The sequence below is a fragment of the Cellulomonas sp. P2_B4 genome, assembly GCF_056404795.1.
Genome location: NZ_JBFUDI010000005.1, coordinates 244,151 through 266,063, shown reverse-complemented (window position 1 = coordinate 266,063; position 21,913 = coordinate 244,151). Strand labels below are relative to the sequence as shown.

Genomic DNA, 21,913 nt, shown 5'->3' with positions numbered 1-21,913 from the left:
GTGGGCCCCCGCCGCTCTCACAGTGCGCCCCCGACGCGTCATCCGCACCCCAGGAGTCACCTGATCCTTGTGCACGAACCGCGCGCCGACCAGCCCCGCGACCGCCATCGGCAAGGCAGACTCACCCTGTGACCGACCTGCTCTCCTCGCCGCGTCCCGCCGGCCGCGTCCTGGAGCACGCGGCCGACTGGTCCTGGCTGCCGGATCCTGCCGACGTGCCGACGTCGTCGACCCTGAGCCACGCGCGTGACGAGGCCGAGCGGCTGCTCGCGGACCACGGCGTGACGTACGGCGCGGACCGCCCGGACGGCGACCACCCCTGGCACCTGGACCCCCTGCCGGTCACCATCGACGAGCCGGAGTGGGCGCGTCTCGACACCGCCCTGGTGCAGCGCGCCGAGCTGCTCGACGCGATCCTGCAGGACGCCTACGGGCCCCGGAGGCTGCTCACCGACCGGCTGCTGCCCCCGACGGTCGTGCTCGGGCATCCCGGGTTCGAGCGGGCGGTCGACGGCCTGCGGCTCCCGGGTGGGCGCGAGCTGGTGCTCACGGCCACGGACATCGTGCGCGACGGTGACGGTGCGTGGTGCGCGGTCGCCGACCGGACGCAGGCGCCCTCCGGCGTCGGGTACGCGATGGAGGACCGGCGCGTCGTCGCGCAGGTCCTCTCCGGGGTCTACCGGCAGGCGTCGATCCAGCGGCTCGGACCGTTCTTCCGCTCGCTGCGGCTCGCGCTGCGCTCGGCGGCCCCCGGGAGCTCGGAGCACCCGCGGATCGTCCTGCTCACCTCCGGCCCGGGCAGCGAGACCGCGTTCGACCAGGCGTACCTCGCGAGCATGCTGGGACTTCCGCTCGTCGAGGGCCCCGACCTGCTCGTCCGCGAGGGGCGCGTCTGGATGCGCGGCGTCGAAGGGCTCGAGCCCGTCGACGTGATCCTGCGTCGCGTGGACGCCGAGTGGTGCGACCCGCTGGACCTGCGTCAGGGGTCGCGGATCGGCGTCCCCGGCCTGGTCCGGGCCGTGCGCGCAGGCACCGTCAGCGTGGTCAACCCGCTGGGCAGCTCAGTCCTGGAGAACCCTGCGCTGCTCACCTACCTGCCGCGCCTGGCCCGCGTGGTGCTCGACCAGGACCTTGCGCTGGCCTCGGCGCCCACCTGGTGGTGCGGCGAGGAGCGCTCGCTCAGGCACGTGATCACCCACCTCGAAGAGCTCGTGATCCTGCCGACGGTGCGCGGCACCGACGTCGGGACGATCCTCGGCTGGACCCTGAGCCGTCGCGAGCGCGAGACCCTCGCGGCCCGCATCACCGCCGAGCCGTGGCTGTGGGTGGCGCAGGAGCCCGTCGGTCCCGCGGGTCCGACGGTGGACGGCACCCCGGTGGGCGTCGGCAGCGACCTGCCCAGCTCCGAGGGGGTCGGTCCGGCAGACCTCGGCCCGCGCGCGGCGGTGCTGCGCACGTACGCGGTCGCCCACGACGGCTCGTACACGGTCATGGCCGGCGGGCTCGCGCGGGTGGCCGAGGGCCACGTCGTCTCGTCGGCTCTCGGCGCGGCCGCCAAGGACGTCTGGGTCCTCTCCTCGCAGCCCGAGGCCCCGCTCGAGCCGTGGGTGCCGTCCGACGAGTCGTCGTCGGGTGAGGCCGCCCAGCCGCGCCGGCCCGCGACCGGCATCTCGCCGCGCACCGCGGAGAACCTCTACTGGATGGGCCGGTACGCAGAGCGCGCCGAGGACACCGCGCGCACGATGCGCGTCGTCATCGACCGCTGGGACGACTTCCACCGCCTGCCCGCGTCCGCAGGTGGCCGGGCTCTGCAGGTGCTGCTGGAACCGCTCGGCGAGTCGCCCGCTCTGCGTGACCTGGTGCTCGACCGCCGCAGGGTCGGCACGGTCGCGCGCTCGATCCGGTTGCTCGGATCGTCGGCCGCGGCCGTCCGCGACCAGCTCTCCACCGACACGTTCGGGCCGTTGGCGCGCATCGAACGGGCACTTCGCGACGAGCGCAGCAAGCAGCGCGGCCGCACCCAGACCGACGCCCTCGACCTGGGCACCCTGCGCGCGAACGCGGCGACCGCGGGCCTGCGGCCGGTGCTCGACAAGGTGCTCGAGGGTCTCCTCGCAGTGGCCGGCATCGCCGCCGAAGGGCTCGTGCGCGACGTCGGCTGGCACTTCCTCGACGCGGGCAGGCGCATCGAGCGCGCGCAGAACCTCGTCGAGAGCCTGCTCGCGTCCGTTGTCGTGCGGCGACCCGCCGACGTCGACGCGCTCGTGCTCGAGTCGGTGCTGCTGGGCCACGAGTCGGCGATCACCTACCGCCGGCGACACCAGGCCGTGCCGGCAGTGCCGGACGTGCTCGAGCTACTCCTGCACGACGGGTCCAACCCCCGGTCGCTGGCGTTCCAGCTGGACCGGCTGCGCGAGGCGCTCGCCGCGATCCCCCTGGCCGGACGCTCCCCCGACCAGCGCGACCACCTGCTCTCGGACGTCGTCGACCTGCTCGAGGAGCTCGACACCGTCTCGTTCACGGCCGCGGTCACCGACGACGGCCGACGCGCCCGCCTGGCCGAGGCCCTCGAGTCGATGCTCTGGCGCCTGCGCTCGACGGCCGACGAGATCGAGCGCGTGCACTTCGTGAAGGTCTCGCTGAGCCAGGCGCTCGAGGACCCCTGGGACGCCCGGACCGGTGCCGCATGACCGAGCCCCGCCGCTACGACCTCGTGCACCGGACGACCTACGTCTACCCCGACGTGGTCACCGACTCGTACGGGCGCACCACGATGACTCCCCGCGACGTCCCCGGCCAGACGTGCATCGAGACCGTCGTCGAGATCTCGCCGGCCCCGTCGGACACCGCCGCCCACCTGGACTACTTCGGCAACCGGACCACGTACTTCGGGGTCACGACGCCGCACACCGAGCTCGTCGTCACCGCCCGCTCGACCATCGAGGTCACCCGCCCGACCCCGGCCGCCGAGTCGCTGCCGAGGGTCGGCTGGCAGGAGGTGGCGCGGCGCGTGGCCGCCGGGGACGTGGACCGGCTGGACCCCGAGCTCGCGGACCTGCGCGAGGCGGTCCTGCCGTCCGCGCACGTCGCGTTCGCCGACGAGGTGCGCGAGTGGGCCGCCCCGACGTTCTCGGTCGACCGGCCGCTGGCCGACGTGCTCGTCGAGCTGGCCCACCGCATCCGCACCGAGCTCGCGTACCGGTCCGGGTCGACCACCGTGCACACCACCCAGGCGCAGCTGCTCGCCCAGAAGGCCGGCGTCTGCCAGGACTTCGCGCACCTGATGATCGCGGCCCTGCGCGTCCACGGGCTGCCCGCGCGGTACTCGTCGGGGTACATCGAGACGCGGCCCGCGGCAGGCCGTCAGAAGCTGCGCGGCGCCGACGCCTCGCACGCCTGGGTGTCCGCATGGATCCCCGGCGCCGGGTGGATCGAGGTCGACCCGACCAACGACCAGCTGGTCAACGACCAGTACGTGCTGCTCGGCTGGGGTCGCGACTACGACGACGTGCCGCCATTGCGCGGGGTCATCTTCACCGAGGGGTCGGGTGCTCGGCTGAAGGTCGCGGTGGACCTGGCGCCGGCGGGCAGCCCCCGCTTCGACTGACCCGCCTACCGAGCGGCGGTGGCCATGTCCCTCAGCTCACCCGGTTGCACCACGAACCCACAGTGCTATCGAGCGGCGGTGGCCATGTCTCTCAGCTCACCGGGCTGCACCACGAACCCGCCGCTGTCCACCACCGTCCCACCCGCACCCCGCCACAGCGCCGCCGCGATGCGCGCGACCGACGACTGCACGCGCGAGCGCGCGATGAGGTGCAGCTGCGAGGGCGTCTCGGTGCGCAGCTCCTCGGGATCGGGCGGCTCCCACGTCACGTGGTACGCCCACGGGCCGTACTCGCCGGCGTCGAGGGTCGACAGCGCGACGGGGATCTCGCGCGAGCGCGCCAGCCGCACGCTGATCGCCCCGTCGTACTCGAAGGTCGCCGTCACGGTGAGCGTCCCGTCGCCGGGCTCGACGGGCCGGCCGACGCGCGCGCCGCTCATCGCCGGCCGGACCAGCGGGAGCGCGTCGGTCGCGGTGAGCGCGACCGGTGACCAGAGGGTCAGGTCCACGGCCGCGCCGGGGTCCGGGGTGACCAGGCGGGAGCGATCGGCGGGGACGATGCCGCCCGCGACCCGGCGGGCGGCCGCGGACATCCAGCCGTAGACGAGGGCGATGCCGGACGCGTCCGTCGAGTCGAGCGCGTAGAGGTCGACGTCGCGGGCGCCGAGCCCGGCCTGGCGGGCGTCGTCGCTGTCGAGCGCGGTCGGACCCTCGAGAGTCGCGCCCGGAACGAGAGCCAGCAGGCCGGTGGTCGACGAGGGCGTCGTCTCGGCGACCATCCCGCGGAAGCGCGCACCGGTCATCGGGCGCGGGACCGTGGCCGACGCCGCGACAGGGCTGCGCGCCCAGGACGCCGACGGGAACCACGCCGTCGCCAGCGCGACCGCGTCGGTGTCCCGCGGCAGGACGAGAACGTTCCTGCCGTCGACCTGCTCGGGGAGCCTCACCTGCGCGTGGTCCATGGCGGCGGACCGTACACAGCATTTGATGCGGGCGTGTTTCGGCCCGGCGAGTCGTGGGGTGTGTACACACAAGTTCGCGCGGCCGTCGTCGCAGGTCAGGCGGGTGAGGCTTGGTCCGATCGAGTGGTCGTCCACCGCCGGGGCCGCCTGTGCACAGGCCTGTGGACAACGCCTGTGGACAAACCCCGGCGCCGGTGGACACCGAACCCCCAGGACGCCCGACCCTTCGCCTCGGCGCCGCACGCCACGCTGCACATGATGTGGACAAGTGCTGTGGACAACTGCTGCAGCGCCCCGGATCGTGCGGTGCCACAGGACCTAGGTCCCCCTTTCGGGGACGCGGTCAGCCGTGCACGTCGTGCAGGTGGTGGACCACGTCGTGCAGGAAGTACTGCCCGAGCGTCAGGACCGTGAACTGCGACCCGTTCGAGCGCGTGCCGGCGCGGTCCCACTGGTCGTCCTGCACGCTGTCGAAGCGGTCCGCGATCACGACCGCCGCGTCGGCGAGGTGAGTCGCGACGACCGCGGGGTCCTGCTGGTCGTAGCGGTCCGCGAGCGCCGTGGCGTCCTGGTCCCAGTTCTCGAACGCGGGGTCGTCCTGCGTGAGCAGCAGCTCGAGGCGGCCGTCGAAGATCCGCAGCACGTCGCGCACGTGGGCGCCGTACTCGAGCGTGGACCAGGTGGTGGGCGAGGGCCTGGTGCGAGCATCGTCGCGACCGAGGGCCTCGACCCACCGCGGCGCGAGCCCGCGCACGACGCCGCCGATGGCCGGCCCGTCGACGTCCGCAGCGATGAACCCGCACTCGGGGCACTGCTCGGCCAGGACCCAGGTCCAGTCCTTGGTGTCGGGCTCGGGGATCGCGTTCGTCGTCATGCGTGGAGGCTAGCCGCCGCCGGGCGTCGTCCCCAGCGAGGAAACGCCTCGTCCCGACGACATCCGGCCAACTCCCCGTGCCCTCAGAGGATGCCGGCCAGGCGGAGGTCGGCGACCTCGTCGTCGGTGAGGAGTCGGGAGCGGATGAGGAACCGGACGCCCTCGGGGGCCTCCAGCGAGAAGCCCGCCCCGCGACCGGGCACCACGTCCACCGTCAGGTGCGTGTGCTTCCAGTACTCGTACTGCGCCTTGCTCATCCAGAAGGGCACCGTCACTCCGTCGCCGAGGGGCAGGTCGCCCAGGTGCTCGTCGGAGTCGCCGGTGAGGAAGTCACCGTCGGCGAAGCACATGGGCGACGACCCGTCGCAGCAGCCGCCCGACTGGTGGAACATCAGCTCGCCGTGCTGCTCGCGCAGCGACCGCAGCATGGACGCCGCGGCGTCGGTCAGGTCGACCCGGTCGGTCATGAGCACGCTCCTCTCGTCGGAAAGCCGCCCGGGAACCGGGAACCCGCACGCGTGCCTCGTGCGGGTCCCCCGGTCCCGGGTCGGGGAAAAGGGGCCCGGGCGGAGGGACCCGGACCCCGGCCCGGTCAGAAGAAGCCGTCCTTCTCCGCCTTGTAGGAGACGAGCAGGTTCTTCGTCTGCTGGTAGTGGTCGAGCATCATCTTGTGGTTCTCGCGGCCGACGCCCGAGCCCTTGTAGCCGCCGAACGCCGCCCCGGCGGGGTACGCGTGGTAGCAGTTGGTCCACACGCGACCGGCCTGGATGTCGCGCCCGGCCCGGTAGGCCAGGTTCGACTCCCGCGACCAGACGCCCGCGCCGAGCCCGTAGAGCGTGTCGTTGGCGGTCGAGATGGCGTCGGAGTAGTCCGAGAACGACGTCACCGAGACGACCGGCCCGAAGATCTCCTCCTGGAAGATGCGCATGGAGTTCTTGCCCTCGAAGATCGTCGGCTGCACGTAGTAGCCGCCCTCGAGGTCGCCGCCCAGCGAGGCGCGGGCGCCGCCCGTGAGCACCTTGGCGCCCTCGGCCCGGCCGATGTCCAGGTACGACAGGATCTTCTCGAGCTGGTCGTTGGACGCCTGCGCGCCGATCTGCGTCTCCGTGTCCAGCGGGTTGCCCTGGATGATCGCCTCGGTGCGCGCCACGGCGTCCGTGATGAACCCGTCGTAGATCGACTCCTGGATGAGCGCGCGCGACGGGCACGTGCAGACCTCGCCCTGGTTGAACGCAAACATCGCGAAGCCCTCGAGTGCCTTGTCGTAGAAGGCGTCCTTCTCGCGCGCGACGTCCTCGAAGAAGAGGTTCGGGCTCTTGCCGCCCAGCTCGAGGGTCACCGGGATGAGGTTCTGCGAGGCGTACTGCATGATCAGCCGCCCGGTCGTCGTCTCCCCGGTGAAGGCGATCTTGGCGATCCGCGGCGACGACGCCAGCGGCTTGCCCGCCTCGGCGCCGAACCCGTTGACCACGTTCACCACGCCCGGCGGCAGCAGGTCGGCTATCAGCTCCATGAGCACGAGGATCGAGGCCGGCGTCTGCTCGGCGGGCTTGAGCACCACCGCGTTGCCGGCCGCGAGCGCGGGCGCCAGCTTCCAGGTGGCCATGAGCAGCGGGAAGTTCCACGGGATGATCTGGCCGACGACACCCAGAGGCTCGTGGAAGTGGTACGCGATCATGTCGCCGTCGATCGGCGAGATCGAGCCCTCCTGGGCGCGGATCGCGGCCGCGAAGTAGCGGAAGTGGTCGACGACGAGCGGGATGTCGGCCCCGACCGTCTCCCGGATCGGTTTGCCGTTCTCCCACGTCTCGGCGACGGCGAGCATCTCGACGTTCGCCTCGATGCGGTCGGCGATCCGGTTGAGCACGTTGGCCCGCTCGGTCTCGCTCGTCTTGCCCCAGCTCCGGGCGGCGCCGTGCGCGGCGTCGAGGGCCCGGTCGATGTCGGCGGCGTCGCCCCGGGCGACCTCGCAGAACGTCTTGCCGTTCACCGGGCTGGGATTCTCGAAGTAGCGGCCGGCGGCGGGGGCGACGTACTCGCCGCCGATCCAGTGGTCGTACCGCTCGCGGTAGGTGACAAGGCTCCCGGGCCGGCCGGGTGCGGCGTAGACAGTCATCGCGACTCCTTGCTCCTGCTGACGCGGCACCGTTGCCTCGTCTGCCCGCACGGTAGGTCGGGAAGCGTTGCAGGAACGTTGTGGCCCTGGTCGCAGGTGCGGGGGTGGTGCGTCGCGGTCGGACGACGGATCCCCTCCACCCGTCGCCCGACCGGTCCCGCCTCTTTCAGCCGGGAGCGTCCGCCCCTCGCGGTTGCTCCGGCCGGAAAAAAGCCGACTACTGCAGCACATCCCCTCGGCCGTCCTTGCGGTCGGCCGTCTGCGGGCGCAGCCCTAGAGCAGAGCCCGATCACAACGTACGGAGCGCAACGTTGCAGAACCGTTGCACGAGTCAGCGGGCCGTTGACCCGGGCTATCCGGCCGGGCGCAGCCTCGGCTACCGACGGTCCGGCGGCGCTCCGAGACGGCGGCCGAGGAGGTCGAGCCGACCCACCGCCTGGACGTGCGCGGGTGTGCCACGCGGGGCCAGCCAGGCGAGCCGCTCCCATGCCTGCCAGTCGTCGGAGCCCTCGTCGGACGAGACCCACCGGCTCAGGACGCCGGGCAGCGAGCTGGCCAGGACGGCGGCGCGGATGTCCGCGGAGAGCTCCTCGCGCACGCGCTCGACCCCGGGCGCGACCGACCGGGCCAGCACGTTGCCGGGGTAGTTGGACAGCGCCGCCTCGATGTCGCCGGCGGCGAGCAGCTCGCGCACGAGGTCGACGTCGGTGCGCAGCGGCGAGGTCAGCCGGTAGGGCCGGGACTCACTGAGCATCGGTCCGACGATGCGCCGCAGCCGCGAGACCTCCGCACGCACGGTGACGTCGGAGAGCATCTGGTCGCTGAGCAGGACCGCGAGCTCGTCGGCGCTGAGGCCGACGGGGTGCCGGGCGAGCAGCAGCAGGATCTCGGCGTGCCGCAGGCTCATGCGCGCGTCGACGCCGCCCACCCGGACCGTCGGGGCGGTGGACAGCACGCGCAGGCGCGGCATGACGTCCAGGTCGCCGCCGGAGCGCACGATCAGCCGGCTGGAACGGGTGGTCTGCTCGGCGGCGATGCGCGCCAGCTCGGCCTCGACGGCGGCGACGGTGGCGCGGACCAACGACATGACCACGGTGGACGCCACGACGGGTCCGCCCGTCACGTCGAGCACGCCGAGCACCTGACCGGTCGGCGCGTGCACGGGCACGGCGGCGCAGTTCCACGGGTGCACCTTGCGCGCGTAGTGCTCGTAGCCGACCACCTGCAACGGCTGGTCGATGGCGAGCGCGGTGCCCAGCGCGTTGGTGCCGGCGCAGTCCTCACGCCACACCGAGCCCTCGACGAACCCGACGCCCTCCATCTGCCGGCGCACACCCTGCTCGCCCTCGACCCACAGCAGCCGGCCGGCGTCGTCGGTCAGGGCCGTGACCCAGCCGGCGTCCGAGCCCGGGGAGACGAGCAGCTCACGGACCACCGGCATCGCCGCGGCGACCGCCAGGGCTCTGCGGTAGGTGGTCAGCGACCGGCCCGCCATGTCGACGGGCGCGTTCTGCACCTCGGGGTCCACGCCGCTGCGCTGGCTCCGTCGCCACGAGTCGGCGACGACCGGACGCACGTGCCGACCCGGGACGCGGCCCGTGGTGACGAACTTCTCGTGGGCAGCGCTGACGTTGGCGGCGTCTGCAAGCTCCGTCATCCGTCTCCCGTCGACCGCGTCGTCGAGCGCTGCCCTCGTCGCGGATCGTGGGGGCTCGCGGCGAAGTTCTGGTCGAAGTGTACGAAGATTCCGCGCGATTGCGCTTCACCCGTCGGCCCCGGGATTGTCGGCCCCGGGAGATCCCGCTCACCTGGGGGCGATCTTCGTGACAGAACGTGCGACGATGTCACCATGCCCAAGATCATCGGCGGCTCGTTGCACGAGCACCGCGAGCAGACGCGCCAGAAGCTCTTCGCGGCGCTCTCCGCGCTCATGGCCGAGCAAGGGTTCGACGCCATCACGCTCGCCGAGATCGCTGCCGCGGCCGGGGTCGGGCGCACCGCTGTCTACAACCACTTCCCCGACAAGGAGTCGCTCCTGCTCGGGTTCATCACGCACGAGACCGAGCAGTACGCCGCGACGCTGCAGCGTTCGCTCGACGACATCGACGACCCCACCGAGCAGCTCCAGATGTACGTCCGGCAGCAGGCGGCGCTGACCCGCGTCTACCACCTGGCGCCGGGACCCGAGCTGCGGTCGGTGCTCTCGCGCGGGACGCAGCAGCGCGTGCGCGAGCACGTCGTGGTCGTCGAGCAGATCCTGCGCCGCATCCTGGCCGCGGGGATCGACTCCGGCGCGTTCCCGTCGCAGGACCTCGACGTGACCGTCCCCCTGATCAACGCGTGCCTGTCCGGTCGCGGCGTCCCCGCGGACGGCCCGGAGCGCGAGCGTGCGATCCAGCAGACCGAGCAGTTCGTGCTCCGCGCCGTCGGCGCCCTCGCGCCCGTCCCGGCCTGACGTGCCCAGGAACCGCAAGAACCGCAGCGCAGCCCCGCCCGCCCACCACGGCAGCCACCCCACCTCACGCCGGCCCGGGGTCCGGCCCGCCGCGCGGCGTGCGGTCGCCGTCGAGGTCACCTTCCTGCCCGGGCTCGGGGACGTGCTCGCCGACGAGGCCTCGACGCTCCTGACCAGCGGGCCGCCTGAGCCCGTGCCCGGCCGCGACGACGCCCTCGAGGTCGCCCTGCTCGGACCGCTCGCCGACGTCACGGCGCTGCGCACGGCCGTCGCCGCGTTCGTCGTCCTGCGGTTCGACGTCCCCCGCCCCAAGTCGCTGACCAGCGGCGACCATCTGCAGCGCATCATCGACGCGATGGGCTGGTCGCTGCGCGTGGACCGCTCGTCGTCGTTCCGGATCGAGGCCGCGGGGGCCGACTCGGCCGTGTTCCAGCGGCTCGCGTCCCTGCTCTCGGAGGCCACCGGACTGCCGTACGACGAGAAGAGCGGCGAGCTGGTGCTGCGGGTGCGCCGCGGGGTGGTGACCGGCCCGTCCGGCGACAACGGCTGGGACGTGCTCGTCCGCATCGGCCCGCGGCCGCTGTCCGCGCGACCCTGGCGGGTGGCCGACTACCCCGGCGCCGCCAACGCGACGATCGCCGCTGCGATGGTCCGCCTCGGCGGCGTCGTGCCCACCGACCGCGTGCTCAACCTCATGTGCGGGTCGGGCACGCTGCTGGTGGAGCGGCTCCTCGCGGGTCCCGCGTCCGAGGCGGTCGGTGTGGACCTGTCCGAGGCTGCCGTCGCCGCCTCGACGGCCAACCTCGCCGCCGCCGGCCTCACCGCGCAGGTGCTGCAGGGTGACGCGCTCGCCCCCGTGCCCGGCTCGTTCGACCTCCTGCTGGCCGACCCGCCGTGGGGCACGCTGCACGGGTCGCACGAGAGCAACGCCGCGCTGCACGCCGGGCTGCTGACCGCCGCCTACGAGGCCGCGGCCCCGGGCGCCCGGCTCGTCGTCCTCACGCACGAGATCAAGATCATGGAGCGCGCCGTGCGCGACGCCGACGCCCTCTGGCACGTGCGCGACCAGGTCCGCGTGTTCGCCAAGGGGCACCACCCGCGGATCTACGTGCTGGACCGCACCTAGTCCGTGCAGCGTGGTCCCATGCTTGCGACGTCCGAGCAGAAGCGGGTCAGGGGCCACATCTGCTCGGACGTTGGAGAATGGGGGCGTGCGTGAGAGTCGACTGCCCAGGGTCCGTGCGTCCGAGCTGGTCGGGCGGGGGTGGCTGAACACCGGCGGCGCCTCGCTCAGCCTGGCCGACCTGCGCGGGAAGATCGTCATCCTCGACTTCTGGACGTTCTGCTGCATCAACTGCCTGCACGTCCTCGACGAGCTGCGTGAGCTCGAGGAGCGGTACCGCGACGTCCTGGTGATCGTCGGGGTGCACTCGCCGAAGTTCGCGCACGAGGCCGACCCTGTCGCGCTGGCGGCGGCCGTCGAACGCTACGAGGTGCACCACCCCGTGCTCGACGACCCCGCCCTGACCACCTGGTCCGCCTACACCGCGCGGGCCTGGCCGACGCTCGTCGTCATCGACCCCGAGGGGTACGTCGTCGCGCAGATGGCGGGCGAGGGGCACCGCCGCAACGTCGAGATCCTGGTCGAGGAGCTCGTCGCCAAGCACGAGGCCGCCGGGACCCTCCACCGCGGCGACGGGCCGTACGTGCCGCCCGCCCCGACCGAGGGGACGCTGCGGTTCCCCGCCAAGGTGATCGCGCTGCCGAACGGGAACCTGCTGGTCGCCGACGCCGGGCACCACAGCCTCGCCGAGCTGCTGCCGGACGGGGAGACGCTGGTCCGGCGGATCGGGTCGGGCGCGCGCGGACTCGTCGACGGTCTCTGCGACGAGGCCCGGTTCAGCGAGCCCAACGGGCTGTGCCTGGTGCCGGAGGAGCTGCGGCCGGGGTTCGGCTACGACGTGCTCGTCGCCGACACGGTCAACCACGCCCTGCGCGGCGTGCGACTGTCGGACGGGCTGGTGACCACCGTGGCCGGCACGGGTGAGCAGTACATGGTCGGCGCCGCCGACAACTTCCTGCCGTTCGACGACGAGGAGCCCGACGAGTCGCTCGCCTTCGAGCCGGTGATCGGCGAGCCCGGCGACGCGTCGGCGGCGCTCGGCTCGACGGTGTCCGACGACTCCTCCGACTTCGTCCCCGGTCCTCGTCGGCAGAAGCTCTCCTCGCCGTGGGACGTGGCGTGGTCGCCCGCGCTGGGCGGGTTCGTCGTCGCCATGGCGGGCAACCACACGCTCTGGCAGCTCGACGACAGGCAGGGGTCGATCAACCAGCTCGCCGGCACGCTGAACGAGGGCCTTCTCGACGGGCCGTTCGACGAGGCGTGGTTCGCACAGCCGTCCGGGCTCGCCGTGGGCGCCGACGACAAGATCTGGGTGGCCGACTCCGAGACGTCGGCGCTGCGCTGGGTGGACCCGGTGGAGCGGACCGTGCACACCGCGATCGGTGAGGGGCTGTTCGACTTCGGTCACCGGGACGGCCCGGCCTCCGAGGCGCGCCTCCAGCACCCCCTCGGCGTCGCGGTGCTGCCCGACGGGTCGGTGCTGATCGCCGACACCTACAACGGCGCGGTCCGCCGATTCGGTTCCGTGAGCACCACCGGTTCCGTGAGCACCATCGGTTCCGTGAGCACCATCGGTTCCGTGAGCACCATCGCCGACGACCTGGCCGAGCCCAGCGGGCTGCTCGTCGTGGACGACTCGGTGCTCGTCGTCGAGTCCGCGGCCCACCGCCTGACGCGGCTGCCGCTGCACGGTGTCGGCCGGGTCGAGGACCATGGGGCGCACCGCACGCGGCGACCTGTCACCGAGCTCGCACCGGGCGAGGTGCGGCTCGACGTCGTGTTCACGCCCGCGACCGGGCAGAAGTACGACGACCGCTACGGACCCTCGACCCGCCTGCAGGTGTCCTCGACGCCGCCCGGCCTGCTGCTCGACGGCGCCGGCGACGACGTGCCGCTCGACCGCGTGCTCCGGCTCGACCCGGCGGTGCCCGAGGGCGTCCTGCACGTCACCGCGCACGCCGCGTCGTGCGACGCCGACCCGGCGATCGAGTACCCGGCCTGCCACCTGAACGCCCAGGACTGGGGGGTGCCGGTCCGGCTGGTCGACGGCGGCGCGACGACCCTGACGCTGCCGCTGCACGGCTGAGCCTCCCGACGTCCCGGTGCGGGGACCGGTGCCACATCGCACCCGTCCCCGCACCGATCACGTCGCGGCGCCCGCGCTCCCGCGGCGGGCGCTGCTGCTAGCGGGCTCCTCGCACGGCCACGCCCGCGAGCGCGTCCAGCGAGGTGAGCACGACGTCGCCGGTGGCGGCGGTCGCGGACATGCCGATCTCGACGAGCCACGGGCCGTAGCCGACGACGACCGTCGCGAACTGGGCGCCCACCTCGGCCGGGCTGCCCCCACGGGCGACCGCGGCGGCGGGCTCGTCGGGCGAGGAGCCCTCCCGGCGGGTCAGGACGGTCCACGTGGAACCGCCGAGCGTCTCGGTCGCGGCCGCGGCGAACGCGCACAGGCGCGGCACGACCCCCGACTGGGCGGCCGCGATGGCCGACGAGCCTGCGACGATCACGCGCTCGGCGGTGACGTTCGGGTCGGCCGTGGCGGGGACGGTCGCGCGCAGGGCCCGCGCTCGGGCGCGCTTGGCCTTGTACTGCGCGGCGTCGGCCTGCCGGAAGAGGTGCCGCGCGGAGACCGAGCCGGTGACGGCCGTCGAGGCGATGCCGTAGGAGATCGCGGCGCCGTGCGGGAGCGGGAAAGCTGCCACCGTCGAGGCCATGATCTCGGCGACCTCGGCGCGACGGCGTCCCACGGTGACCAGGCAGAACTCGTCGCCGCCGATGCGGGCGGCGGTCGACCCCGGCAGCGCGTCCGCGGCACGGCTCAGCACGTCCGCGACCGAGCGCAGCAGGTCGTCGCCGGCGTCGTGGCCCATGTCGTCGTTGACGCGCTTGAGCCCGTCGACGTCGCACATGACGATGCAGGTCTCGTGGCCGGACTCGAGCGCCGACTCGGCCTCGGAGTCCGCGACGCGGCGGTTGGCCAGGCCGGTGAGCGGGTCGTCGGCGACCAGGTGGCGCACCTGCGCCTCGAGGTCGACGCGCGCCACGGCGCCGGCGACGAGCGCCGCGAGCACCTCGGCCCGGGCGACGTCGTCGACCCGGAACGGGATGCCGGGGCGGCCGCGCGTCGCGATGATCTGGCCCCACACCGTGCCGTTGACGATGAGCGGCGATCCCAGACCGGTCGAGGCGTCGACCTCACGCAGCGACGCGACCTCGATCGGGTCGCCCGCGTCGGGGTCGTCGTCGGCCGTCGGCTCGTCGTGGACGGTGCGAGCGTGCGCGACCCAGCTGGCGCGGTCACGGATCATGTTGCGCAGGGCCGGCCGGTCGTTGGCGCGGTAGGACGCGCGAGACAGCCAGACGAGCCGCGGGTCGGTCGGCCGGGGCTCGACCGCGACGACCCGGCACGTGTCCTGGTCGATCCGGCAGAACGCGACGCTCGTGGCGTCGAGGACCTCGAGGGCGGTCGACGTAGCGACGTGGGCGACCTCGTCGATGGAACGGCAGCGGTCCAGACGGTGCGCGGCAAGGGCGAGCGCGCGCACGCCGACGGTGCTCGCCGCAGACCTGCTGTCCGAGCGCGCACTCTGAGCCGTAATACCGCGACGCGTCACGGGGCAATCATCGTCCCTCGCCGCCCGTCGGGGCGATCTCGAAGCATGAGAGGTCTATGAGATCACCCGTCCTGCCGCAACAAATCGCCCGAACCGCGCGACATTCGAGCAGTTCCCGACACGTGGGAACAAGAACACTCGCCGACCGTCAGGCGATTCGCACTCGAATGGCGCAGCGCAACTGCCGTCAGAAGGGCTCTGACCACGGCGGAAGGCGCCGGGGCGCTGTTCAGGCGCTCGCCCGGACCGCGCCGACGACCCGGACATGAACGTCCACGCCGTCGACCATGCCGGGGAGGTCGTGACGTCCGTCCCGCGAGACGTTGACGCGGATCTCGTACCCGTCGCCCGCCCTCGCGATGCCGATCCCGCGCACGTCGGACCGCCCCTGCAGGGTCGTGCGCAGCCGCTCTTTCGCAGCCCGCGCCTGCTGGATGTCCGCCACCGTGCACCGCCTCCCACGAGCCGTGAGGGCCACGAGGACCCCCTAGACGAGGGTCGCACCGAACGCGGCGAGCACGGCATCGATCGGGTTGACATAGGTCAGCCCTGACCCATTGTCACCCCCGGACTCCGACCCCGCAAAGAGCAGTCCGATCGCGACCCCGTCCTCACGGTAGACCAGCGCCCCGGAGTCACCCCCGCGGGAGAACGGTCCGGAGCCCGTGGACTCGACCTCGATCTGGTTGTCGAAGCTCAGCTCACCCAGCTCGTCGCCGTAGCCGACGACCACGTCGTCGAGCTCGATCGCGGTCACGCGGCCGTGCGTGACGGCCGTCGTCCGGCCGATCTTGCCGACGGACTCGCCGCCGAGCGCCACGGCCGTCGTCGTGACCCGGCCGACGGGGTACTGCAGGTCGGGTTCGGCGAGCTCCTGGTCCAGGCGCGCGACCGCGCAGTCGACGGTGGCGTGCCCGTGGGGCTCCAGGTCCACCCGGGCGGCCAGCGTGCCGACCCGGTCCCGCGGCGCCACGCCGCCGTCCGCCGGTCCGGGCTGGACGACCACGTCGCCGACCTTCGCCTGCGGCGTGCCCGAGAGCACGTGGTAGTTCGACAGCACGTGGACCGCGCCGTCCACGTGCACGAACGCCCCCAGCGTCCCGGCGCTGACGTCGACGTGCGCGATGGACGCACCAGGTCGCAGCGGCCGCACGCGGCCGGTCTCGCCCAGGGACTGCGCACGGATCACGGGCGGTCGGGGCCGGACGGTCGTGTCGTCCGCGAGCGTCGCGATCCGGCCCGTCCGGCGGACGTCCGCGTCCTCGGGACCGACCTTGTCCACGACCTTGCGGGCGACCGCCCGCACGGAGGACAACCCCAGCCGGTACCGCACCGCGAGCCGGTACGACCCGTCCGGCTGCCGCGCCAGCCCCAGCGCGAGGACCGGCCCGCCGGCGGCAGCGACCTCCGACGGGCGCACGACCCGCTCGGACAGCTGCCGTGCGTAGTCCGCCATCTGCGCCTTGACCTCGCGCGCCTCGCGTTCCTCCACGTGTCCCCCACCTGCTCGCAATGCCCGGTCTATCCGGGCGGAGCCAGTCTGCCGGTCCCCACCCACACGCGCCTCATGCCACGGGCGGGTCCGACGGTCGCGCCGAGACCGGGCTGGCGTCGGGCGGAGGTTCGCCCACGGACGCGACCGGCCGCGGCTCGTACCGCTCCGGGGTGAGGTCGGCCCGCAGGACCCTGTCGAGGCGGAACCAGCGCAGGTCCTCGCGCAGCCGGCACCACGCGACCAGGTACCAGGCGCCACCGGTGCGCGCGAGCAGGACGGGCTCGATCCGCCTCCGGCTGACCGACCCGTTCGAGGAGCCGTACTCGATCGCGACCACCAGCGACCGGTCCAGCGACTCCTCGACCGCGCGCAGGACGCCGGCGGGCGGACCGTCGGCGGGTGCGGACCGCGACCAGACCCGGGCGGCGAGCGCGTCGGCACGCCGGCGCGCCTCGGGCGGCAGGGCGTCGAGGACCTTGGCCCGGGCGGCGTCGGCGTCGGCCCCGAACGGGCTCCCGGGCGGCAGCGCGCGGACCGCGAGCGCGAGCGCGACCGCCTGCGCGGGCGTGAAGTTGACCGGCGGCAGGCCGACCGACGCCTCGAGCACGTAGCCGCCGCCGAGACCCGCCTGCGCCGCGACCGGGAGGCCCGCCTGCTGCAGCGCGGACACGTCCCGCTTGACCGTGCGCGCCGACACCTCGAACAGGCGGGCGAGCCGGGCACTGGTGGTGCCGGCCGGCCCGACGCGGCGCAGCTCCTCCGCGAGCGCGTACAGACGATCGGTGCGGTTCATGGTTCCCATCATGGTGACACGAAGGTGACACAGGGGTGTCACCAGGACCGCGCGATGCTGGAGGCATGACCACACAGACCTCAGTCATCCTCGTCCCCGGCGCCTGGCTCGGCGGATGGGCGTGGGACCGCATCCTCGGGCCGCTCCGCGACGAGGGCCTCGCCGCCTACCCCGTCACTCTGCCCGGGCTCGACCCGGACGCCACCGACCGCGGCTCGATCACGCTCGACGACCACGCGCGGGCCGTCGTCGACCTCGTCGACACCTTGGACGGCGACGTCGTGCTCGTCGGGCACAGCGCCGGCGGCTCGGTGCTGAGCGAGGTGGTCGACCAGCGCCCCGACCGCATCCGCCGGGCGATCTACGTGGACAGCGGACCGCAGCAGGACGGCGCGGTGCCCAACCCCGAGGTCGGCCCGGACCAGGCCGTCGAGGACCTTCCGCCGTGGGAGGCGCTCGGCGAGCAGAGCCTGCAGGGGCTCTCCGACGACGACCTCGCCGAGTTCGCCCGACGAGCGGTCCCGCACCCCGGGGCGGTGCGCCGCGGCCCGGTGCACGTCGGCGACCCCGCGCGGTTCACGGTGCCGGTGACGGCCATCTGCACGAGCCTGTCGTCCGAGCAGCTCAAGCCGATGGCGCACGGCGGACCGCCGTTCTTCACGGAGCTGTCCGAGTTCGACGTCACGTACGTCGACCTGCCGACCGGCCACTGGCCGATGTGGTCCCGCCCGGACGACCTCGCCGCGGCGATCGTGGACGCGACTCGCGCCTGAGAGACCTGCCCGAGATGTCCGGTTCCTGGGAGGGTGGTGTGCGTCAGCACCTCGGACCTGCCCCGCGAAGGATCCTCCATGCGCGCTCGACTCCTCGCCGCCCTCGCCGTCGGCACCCTGGGCGTCACCGCCCTGACCGTCCTCCCCGCCACCGCCGCGTCGTCGGCCACCCTGTCCGTGCTGCACGCGATCGACGGCCAGAACGTCGACGTGTACGTGAACAAGAAGCTCACCATCGACAACTTCACGCCCGGGTCGCTGGCCGGACCGCTCACGATCGCCGAGGGCACGTCGACGGTCGTCATCACGGCGCCGGACGCCGTCGACGACTCCGTCGCGCTCGTCGGCCCTATCGAGGTCACGGCCGTCGCCGGACAGAGCTACACGCTCGTCGCGCACCAGGACGCCGCCGGCGCGAAGACGGCGACGCTGTTCACCAACGACATCTCGCGGACGCCCGCCGGCCAGGGTCGGGTGACGGTCCGGCACGTCGCCGTCGCACCCCCGGTCGACGTGATCGTGGGCGGCGTGGTCGTCGTCGCCGCGGTGCCCAGCAAGGCCGAGAAGGTCCTGACCCTCCCCGCCGGCACGATCTCGGCGATCGTGACGGCCGCGGGGACGACGACTCCCGTGCTCGCCGGCCCCGCGGACGTGCCCGTGAAGGAAGGCAGCAACACGATCCTCTACGCCTGGGGACCCGCGCCGACCTCGCTCTCGCTCGCCACGCAGACGATCGACGGGCTGCAGGACGACCCAGCGGGCGTCAATGCCGGCGAGCTCGGGCTGGTGGCCGATCCCGCCGGACCGCCCGTCTGGCCGTTCGCGATCGTCGGACTGCTCGTCGTCGGGCTCGTCGGCGCCGCCCTGGCTCGTCGGCGGTCGTCCGACCCGGCCGGTCGCGCCTGACACCGCTGTGGGACAGGGCCTGGAGCACGCCGGCCGGCGCAGCCGCGCCCTTGCCGTGGTCGTCGCGAGCCTCGTCGCAGCCACCCTCGCGGGGTGCGGTGCGTCGGACTGGGCGACGGGCGGACCCATGCCCGCACCCGTCTCGGCCCCCACGTCGGTGCCCGCTCCGGCGCTCGTCCCCGCGGTCCAGATCCGGGATGCGACCCTCCGTCAGGAGCCCGCACCGCCGCCCGCGCCCGTACGGCTCGAGGTGCCCGACGTCGGGATCGACATGGCCGTCGACCCGGTCGGCGTGACGGACGCCGGCGAGATGGCCCTCCCGTCGGACGCCGACCGCGCCGGCTGGTACGAGTTCGGACCGACCCCGTCGGACCCTGCGGGCTCGACGGTCGTGGCGGCGCACGTGGACAGCCGGCAGACCGGGATCGGACCGTTCGCCCGGCTGCGCGACGTCGCGGTCGGGTCGGCGGTGACCGTGACGACCTCCGACGGCACCCCGCACCGGTACGTCGTCGTGTCGGTGCGGACGACCCCTAAGGACCAGGCGCCCGTGCCGGAGTGGTTCGACCGGACCGGCGTCCCGCAGCTCGTGCTGATCACCTGCGGCGGCCAGTGGCGGCCCGACGTCGGCCACTACACGGACAACGTCGTGGTGACCGCCTCGCCCGTCTCCGGGTGACGACGAACGCCGCCGACCTCGTGCCCGGGTCGGCGGCGTTCGTGTGAGGGGTCAGACGGCCGGCGGTGCCGGCGGTGCGGGCGGCGCGGGGGGCGCCTGCGGGGTGGTCCGCTGCTCGACGACCTCACGGTGCGTCGTGTTGTTGCGCTGGGCGTTCATGATGATCGCGAGGATCAACGCGATCACGCCCGCACCCATGCAGATGTAGCCGATCACGGTCAGGTTCACGCCGTCGATGCGGTCGCTGATCCCGAACGACAAGATCGCGCCCACCACGATGAGGGCGATTCCGCCTCCGATACCCATGTCGGTCCTCCGTCCCGGCGGGCATGTGGTCGCCCGTCCATGACCGGCGAGTCTGGTCCCGCAGGCGCCGGACCGCACGTCGAGACGGCGGACATCACCCCAACGTGTCCGGGTAGAGGACCTCCTCCTCGAGCACGTGCTGGGCCAGGAAGGCCTCGACGACCTGGTACCAGACGACCGCGTGCTGCGGGCTGAGCACCCAGTGGTTCTCGTCGGGGAAGTACAGGAACCGGTGCGGGCTCCTGCCCTCGTCGTCGGCGGGGAGCCCGCTGCTGGACAGCAGCTCGTACCAGAGCCGCAGCCCCTCGCCGATGGGCACGCGGTAGTCCTTGTCGCCGTGAACGACGAGCATCGGCGTGGTGATCGACCCGACGTGCCGGTGCGGGGAGTTGTCGTGCGCCATCTGCTCGGTCATCTCGCGGCCCCAGTAGTAGGCCACGTCCGTCGTCGGGCCGAACTGGTCCAGCGCCCACAGGCTCGCGTGCGTCACGATCGCCCGGAACCGGTCGGTGTGGCCAGCCACCCAGTTGGCCATGTAGCCGCCGAACGAGCCGCCCATCGCGGCCGTGCGGGTTGCGTCGATGTCGTCACGGGCCTCCGCCGCGTCCGTGATCGCGAGCAGGTCCGTGTACGGCGCCGCGCCCCAGGCTCCCCAGCCGTCCTGGACGAACTGCTGCCCGTAGCCGGTGGACAGCGCCGGGTCCGGCAGCAGCACCGCGTACCCGCGCGCGACGAGGATCCACGGGTTCCAGCGCCACGACCACGCGTTCCAGGAGCCGAGCGGACCGCCGTGGATCCACAGGACGAGCGGGACCTTCTCCGTCCCCTGCGGCCGTGCCAGCCAGGCACGGACGCGGCGACCGTCGGTGATCGACTCGACCTCCTCCAGGACACCCGGCAGCTCGACCGGCGCGACCGGGCTCGGCAGCGGCGTGCTGGCCACCGGACCGCTCTGCGTCAGGTCGATCCGGACCGGGTGCGACGGAGCCGTGTACGAGGTCCGCAGCGCGTACGCGGTCCGGCCGTCGGGGCTGACGCTCACGTCCGTGAAGACGGCGTCGTCGCTGGTCACCCTGCTGACGTCGTCCGAGGCCAGGTCGATGCGGAAGATCGACCCGCGTCCGTCGTCGTCGGCCGTGACCAGCAGTGCGTCCGAGTCCGGCAGCCAGACCGGCCCGTGCGGCCAGCGGTCCCAGGCATCGGCCAGGATCCGCGGCTCGCCACCGTGCAGGGCCACCACCGCGAGCCGCACGACCGGCGCCTTGTACGGCGTCGACAACGTCTCGCGCGCGTACGCGACCCAGCGTCCGTCGGGCGAGACCACCGGACCCCACAGATCGGCCTCGGGATCGTCGACGAGGACGCGGCGCTCGCCCGTCTCGACGTCGATCGCCACCAGCACGCTGCGGCTCGCACCGGCCTTCTGCGGGACCATCCAGCCGCTGACGACGGTCTTCCCGTCGGGGCTGATCGACGACGACTGGTCCATCAGGTGCCGCCGTCCGTCCGGCGTGGCGTCCGTCAGGGTCAGCCGCGGGTCCGTCGCGCCGGCGAGCGGGTGCGTGACGTGCTCGCTCAGGGTCGCCGTGAACAGGTGCGGCGACGCCGGCCCGAGGTCGTGGTCCCAGTACCGGACCGGGAACCCGTCGTGCAGGATCGCCGAGACCTTCTTGTCCTTACGCGCCTTGCGCAGCTTCTCGTCGGCCTCGTCGTCGGTCGCCGACGGCAGCACGTCCGACCCGAGCAGCACCACCGGCGCGTCCCGCGCCACCCGGACGTCCCCGAGCCCGGCACCCCGGTCCGCGACCACGCGAGCCTCCGCACCGTCCCGCGGCAGGAGCCAGAGCGCGGGCACCGGGTCGTCGTCGTCGGTCTTGTCCGGGTCGGGCCGCGCGCTGGTGAACAGCAGGTCTCCGTCGTGCGTGAACGCCGCGCTGGCCTCGCCCTTCGCGCTCCTGGTCAGCCGCCGCGGCGCGTTCTCACCGGCCGGGTCCACCTCCCAGAGCGCGGTGACGAACTTGGTCTTCTTGCTGTCGAGCGTCGCAACGCTCGTCACCAGCCGCGTCCCGTCCTTGCTGAGCACCAGCCCGCTCAGCCGCGGGATCGAAACATAGTCGTCGAGGTCGTGGAACGAGGTCTCACCCATGCGCACCGTCCTATCACGCCCGCTCGACCGGGCGGGATGCCGGCGCCCGCGCCGGTCC

19 protein-coding genes are annotated in these 21,913 nt (G+C 73.2%); 8 read left to right on the top strand and 11 right to left on the bottom strand.

What is annotated here, in order from left to right:
- Positions 1-128 precede the first annotated feature (128 nt).
- Positions 129-2,690 carry a circularly permuted type 2 ATP-grasp protein gene (locus AC1DZC_RS10590; protein ID WP_477043214.1) on the top strand — a complete coding sequence of 854 codons (2,562 nt, stop codon included), beginning with the start codon at positions 129-131 and terminating at the stop codon, positions 2,688-2,690.
- Positions 2,687-3,607: a transglutaminase family protein gene (locus tag AC1DZC_RS10585; RefSeq protein ID WP_477037487.1), complete on the top strand. Its 921-nt coding sequence runs from the start codon at positions 2,687-2,689 to the stop codon at positions 3,605-3,607. The genes AC1DZC_RS10590 and AC1DZC_RS10585 overlap by 4 nt, the downstream gene beginning before the upstream one ends.
- A 65-nt stretch (positions 3,608-3,672) precedes the next feature.
- Here AC1DZC_RS10585 and AC1DZC_RS10580 read toward each other — a convergent pair whose 3' ends face one another.
- From AC1DZC_RS10580 to AC1DZC_RS10560, 5 genes are all read right to left on the bottom strand, one after another.
- Positions 3,673-4,569: a hypothetical protein gene (locus AC1DZC_RS10580; RefSeq protein WP_477037488.1), complete on the bottom strand. Its 897-nt coding sequence runs from the start codon at positions 4,567-4,569 to the stop codon at positions 3,673-3,675.
- Positions 4,570-4,912: 343 nt separating this feature from the next.
- Entirely contained in the window at positions 4,913-5,443 is a 531-nt protein-coding gene (locus tag AC1DZC_RS10575; RefSeq protein ID WP_477043213.1) for a DinB family protein, read from the bottom strand.
- An 83-nt stretch (positions 5,444-5,526) separates the two neighbouring features.
- Positions 5,527-5,910 carry a DUF779 domain-containing protein gene (locus AC1DZC_RS10570; RefSeq protein WP_477037490.1) on the bottom strand — a complete coding sequence of 128 codons (384 nt, stop codon included), beginning with the start codon at positions 5,908-5,910 and terminating at the stop codon, positions 5,527-5,529.
- A gap of 125 nt (positions 5,911-6,035) precedes the next feature.
- Complete coding sequence (gene exaC / locus AC1DZC_RS10565; RefSeq protein WP_477037491.1) at positions 6,036-7,559, bottom strand: acetaldehyde dehydrogenase ExaC; 1,524 nt, start codon at positions 7,557-7,559, stop codon at positions 6,036-6,038.
- A gap of 376 nt (positions 7,560-7,935) precedes the next feature.
- Complete coding sequence (locus AC1DZC_RS10560) at positions 7,936-9,216, bottom strand: transcriptional regulator (RefSeq protein ID WP_477043212.1); 1,281 nt, start codon at positions 9,214-9,216, stop codon at positions 7,936-7,938.
- A 192-nt stretch (positions 9,217-9,408) separates the two neighbouring features.
- Here AC1DZC_RS10560 and AC1DZC_RS10555 point away from each other — a divergent pair, with 192 nt between their 5' ends.
- The 3 genes from AC1DZC_RS10555 to AC1DZC_RS10545 all read left to right on the top strand — a co-directional run bounded on the left by AC1DZC_RS10555 (position 9,409) and on the right by AC1DZC_RS10545 (position 13,223).
- Positions 9,409-10,014 carry a TetR/AcrR family transcriptional regulator gene (locus tag AC1DZC_RS10555; RefSeq protein WP_477037493.1) on the top strand — a complete coding sequence of 202 codons (606 nt, stop codon included), beginning with the start codon at positions 9,409-9,411 and terminating at the stop codon, positions 10,012-10,014.
- Between the two features lies 1 nt (position 10,015).
- Positions 10,016-11,140 carry a methyltransferase gene (locus tag AC1DZC_RS10550; RefSeq protein ID WP_477043211.1) on the top strand — a complete coding sequence of 375 codons (1,125 nt, stop codon included), beginning with the start codon at positions 10,016-10,018 and terminating at the stop codon, positions 11,138-11,140.
- An 85-nt stretch (positions 11,141-11,225) separates the two neighbouring features.
- Complete coding sequence (locus AC1DZC_RS10545; RefSeq protein ID WP_477043210.1) at positions 11,226-13,223, top strand: NHL domain-containing thioredoxin family protein; 1,998 nt, start codon at positions 11,226-11,228, stop codon at positions 13,221-13,223.
- Positions 13,224-13,320: 97 nt separating this feature from the next.
- Here AC1DZC_RS10545 and AC1DZC_RS10540 read toward each other — a convergent pair whose 3' ends face one another.
- From AC1DZC_RS10540 to AC1DZC_RS10525, 4 genes are all read right to left on the bottom strand, one after another.
- Entirely contained in the window at positions 13,321-14,757 is a 1,437-nt protein-coding gene (locus tag AC1DZC_RS10540; protein WP_477037496.1) for a GGDEF domain-containing protein, read from the bottom strand.
- 229 nt (positions 14,758-14,986) lie between these two features.
- A complete protein-coding gene (locus AC1DZC_RS10535) occupies positions 14,987-15,202 on the bottom strand; it encodes a hypothetical protein (protein WP_477037497.1) in 216 nt (71 codons plus the stop codon).
- Positions 15,203-15,244: 42 nt separating this feature from the next.
- On the bottom strand, positions 15,245-16,249 hold the full coding sequence (locus AC1DZC_RS10530) for a chymotrypsin family serine protease (protein ID WP_477037498.1): 1,005 nt from the start codon (positions 16,247-16,249) through the stop codon (positions 15,245-15,247).
- Positions 16,250-16,322: 73 nt separating this feature from the next.
- Positions 16,323-17,045, bottom strand: coding sequence for a helix-turn-helix transcriptional regulator (locus AC1DZC_RS10525; RefSeq protein WP_477043209.1), 723 nt, complete (start codon positions 17,043-17,045; stop codon positions 16,323-16,325).
- Positions 17,046-17,110: 65 nt separating this feature from the next.
- Between AC1DZC_RS10525 and AC1DZC_RS10520 the strand changes: the two genes are divergently transcribed.
- The 3 genes from AC1DZC_RS10520 to AC1DZC_RS10510 all read left to right on the top strand — a co-directional run bounded on the left by AC1DZC_RS10520 (position 17,111) and on the right by AC1DZC_RS10510 (position 19,403).
- Positions 17,111-17,818 carry an alpha/beta fold hydrolase gene (locus AC1DZC_RS10520; protein WP_477043208.1) on the top strand — a complete coding sequence of 236 codons (708 nt, stop codon included), beginning with the start codon at positions 17,111-17,113 and terminating at the stop codon, positions 17,816-17,818.
- Positions 17,819-17,896: 78 nt separating this feature from the next.
- Positions 17,897-18,724 (top strand): DUF4397 domain-containing protein, encoded by an 828-nt coding sequence (locus AC1DZC_RS10515; protein ID WP_477043207.1) that lies wholly within the window; start codon positions 17,897-17,899, stop codon positions 18,722-18,724.
- Positions 18,725-18,731: 7 nt separating this feature from the next.
- On the top strand, positions 18,732-19,403 hold the full coding sequence (locus AC1DZC_RS10510) for a class F sortase (protein WP_477043206.1): 672 nt from the start codon (positions 18,732-18,734) through the stop codon (positions 19,401-19,403).
- A 51-nt stretch (positions 19,404-19,454) separates the two neighbouring features.
- Here the strand turns inward: AC1DZC_RS10510 and AC1DZC_RS10505 are convergent, their stop codons facing one another.
- Both AC1DZC_RS10505 and AC1DZC_RS10500 read right to left on the bottom strand, forming a co-directional pair.
- On the bottom strand, positions 19,455-19,709 hold the full coding sequence (locus AC1DZC_RS10505; RefSeq protein ID WP_477037503.1) for a DUF6458 family protein: 255 nt from the start codon (positions 19,707-19,709) through the stop codon (positions 19,455-19,457).
- Positions 19,710-19,803: 94 nt separating this feature from the next.
- Positions 19,804-21,855, bottom strand: a complete 2,052-nt coding sequence (locus tag AC1DZC_RS10500; RefSeq protein ID WP_477043205.1) for a S9 family peptidase — start codon at positions 21,853-21,855, stop codon at positions 19,804-19,806.
- Between the last annotated feature and the right edge of the window lie 58 nt (positions 21,856-21,913).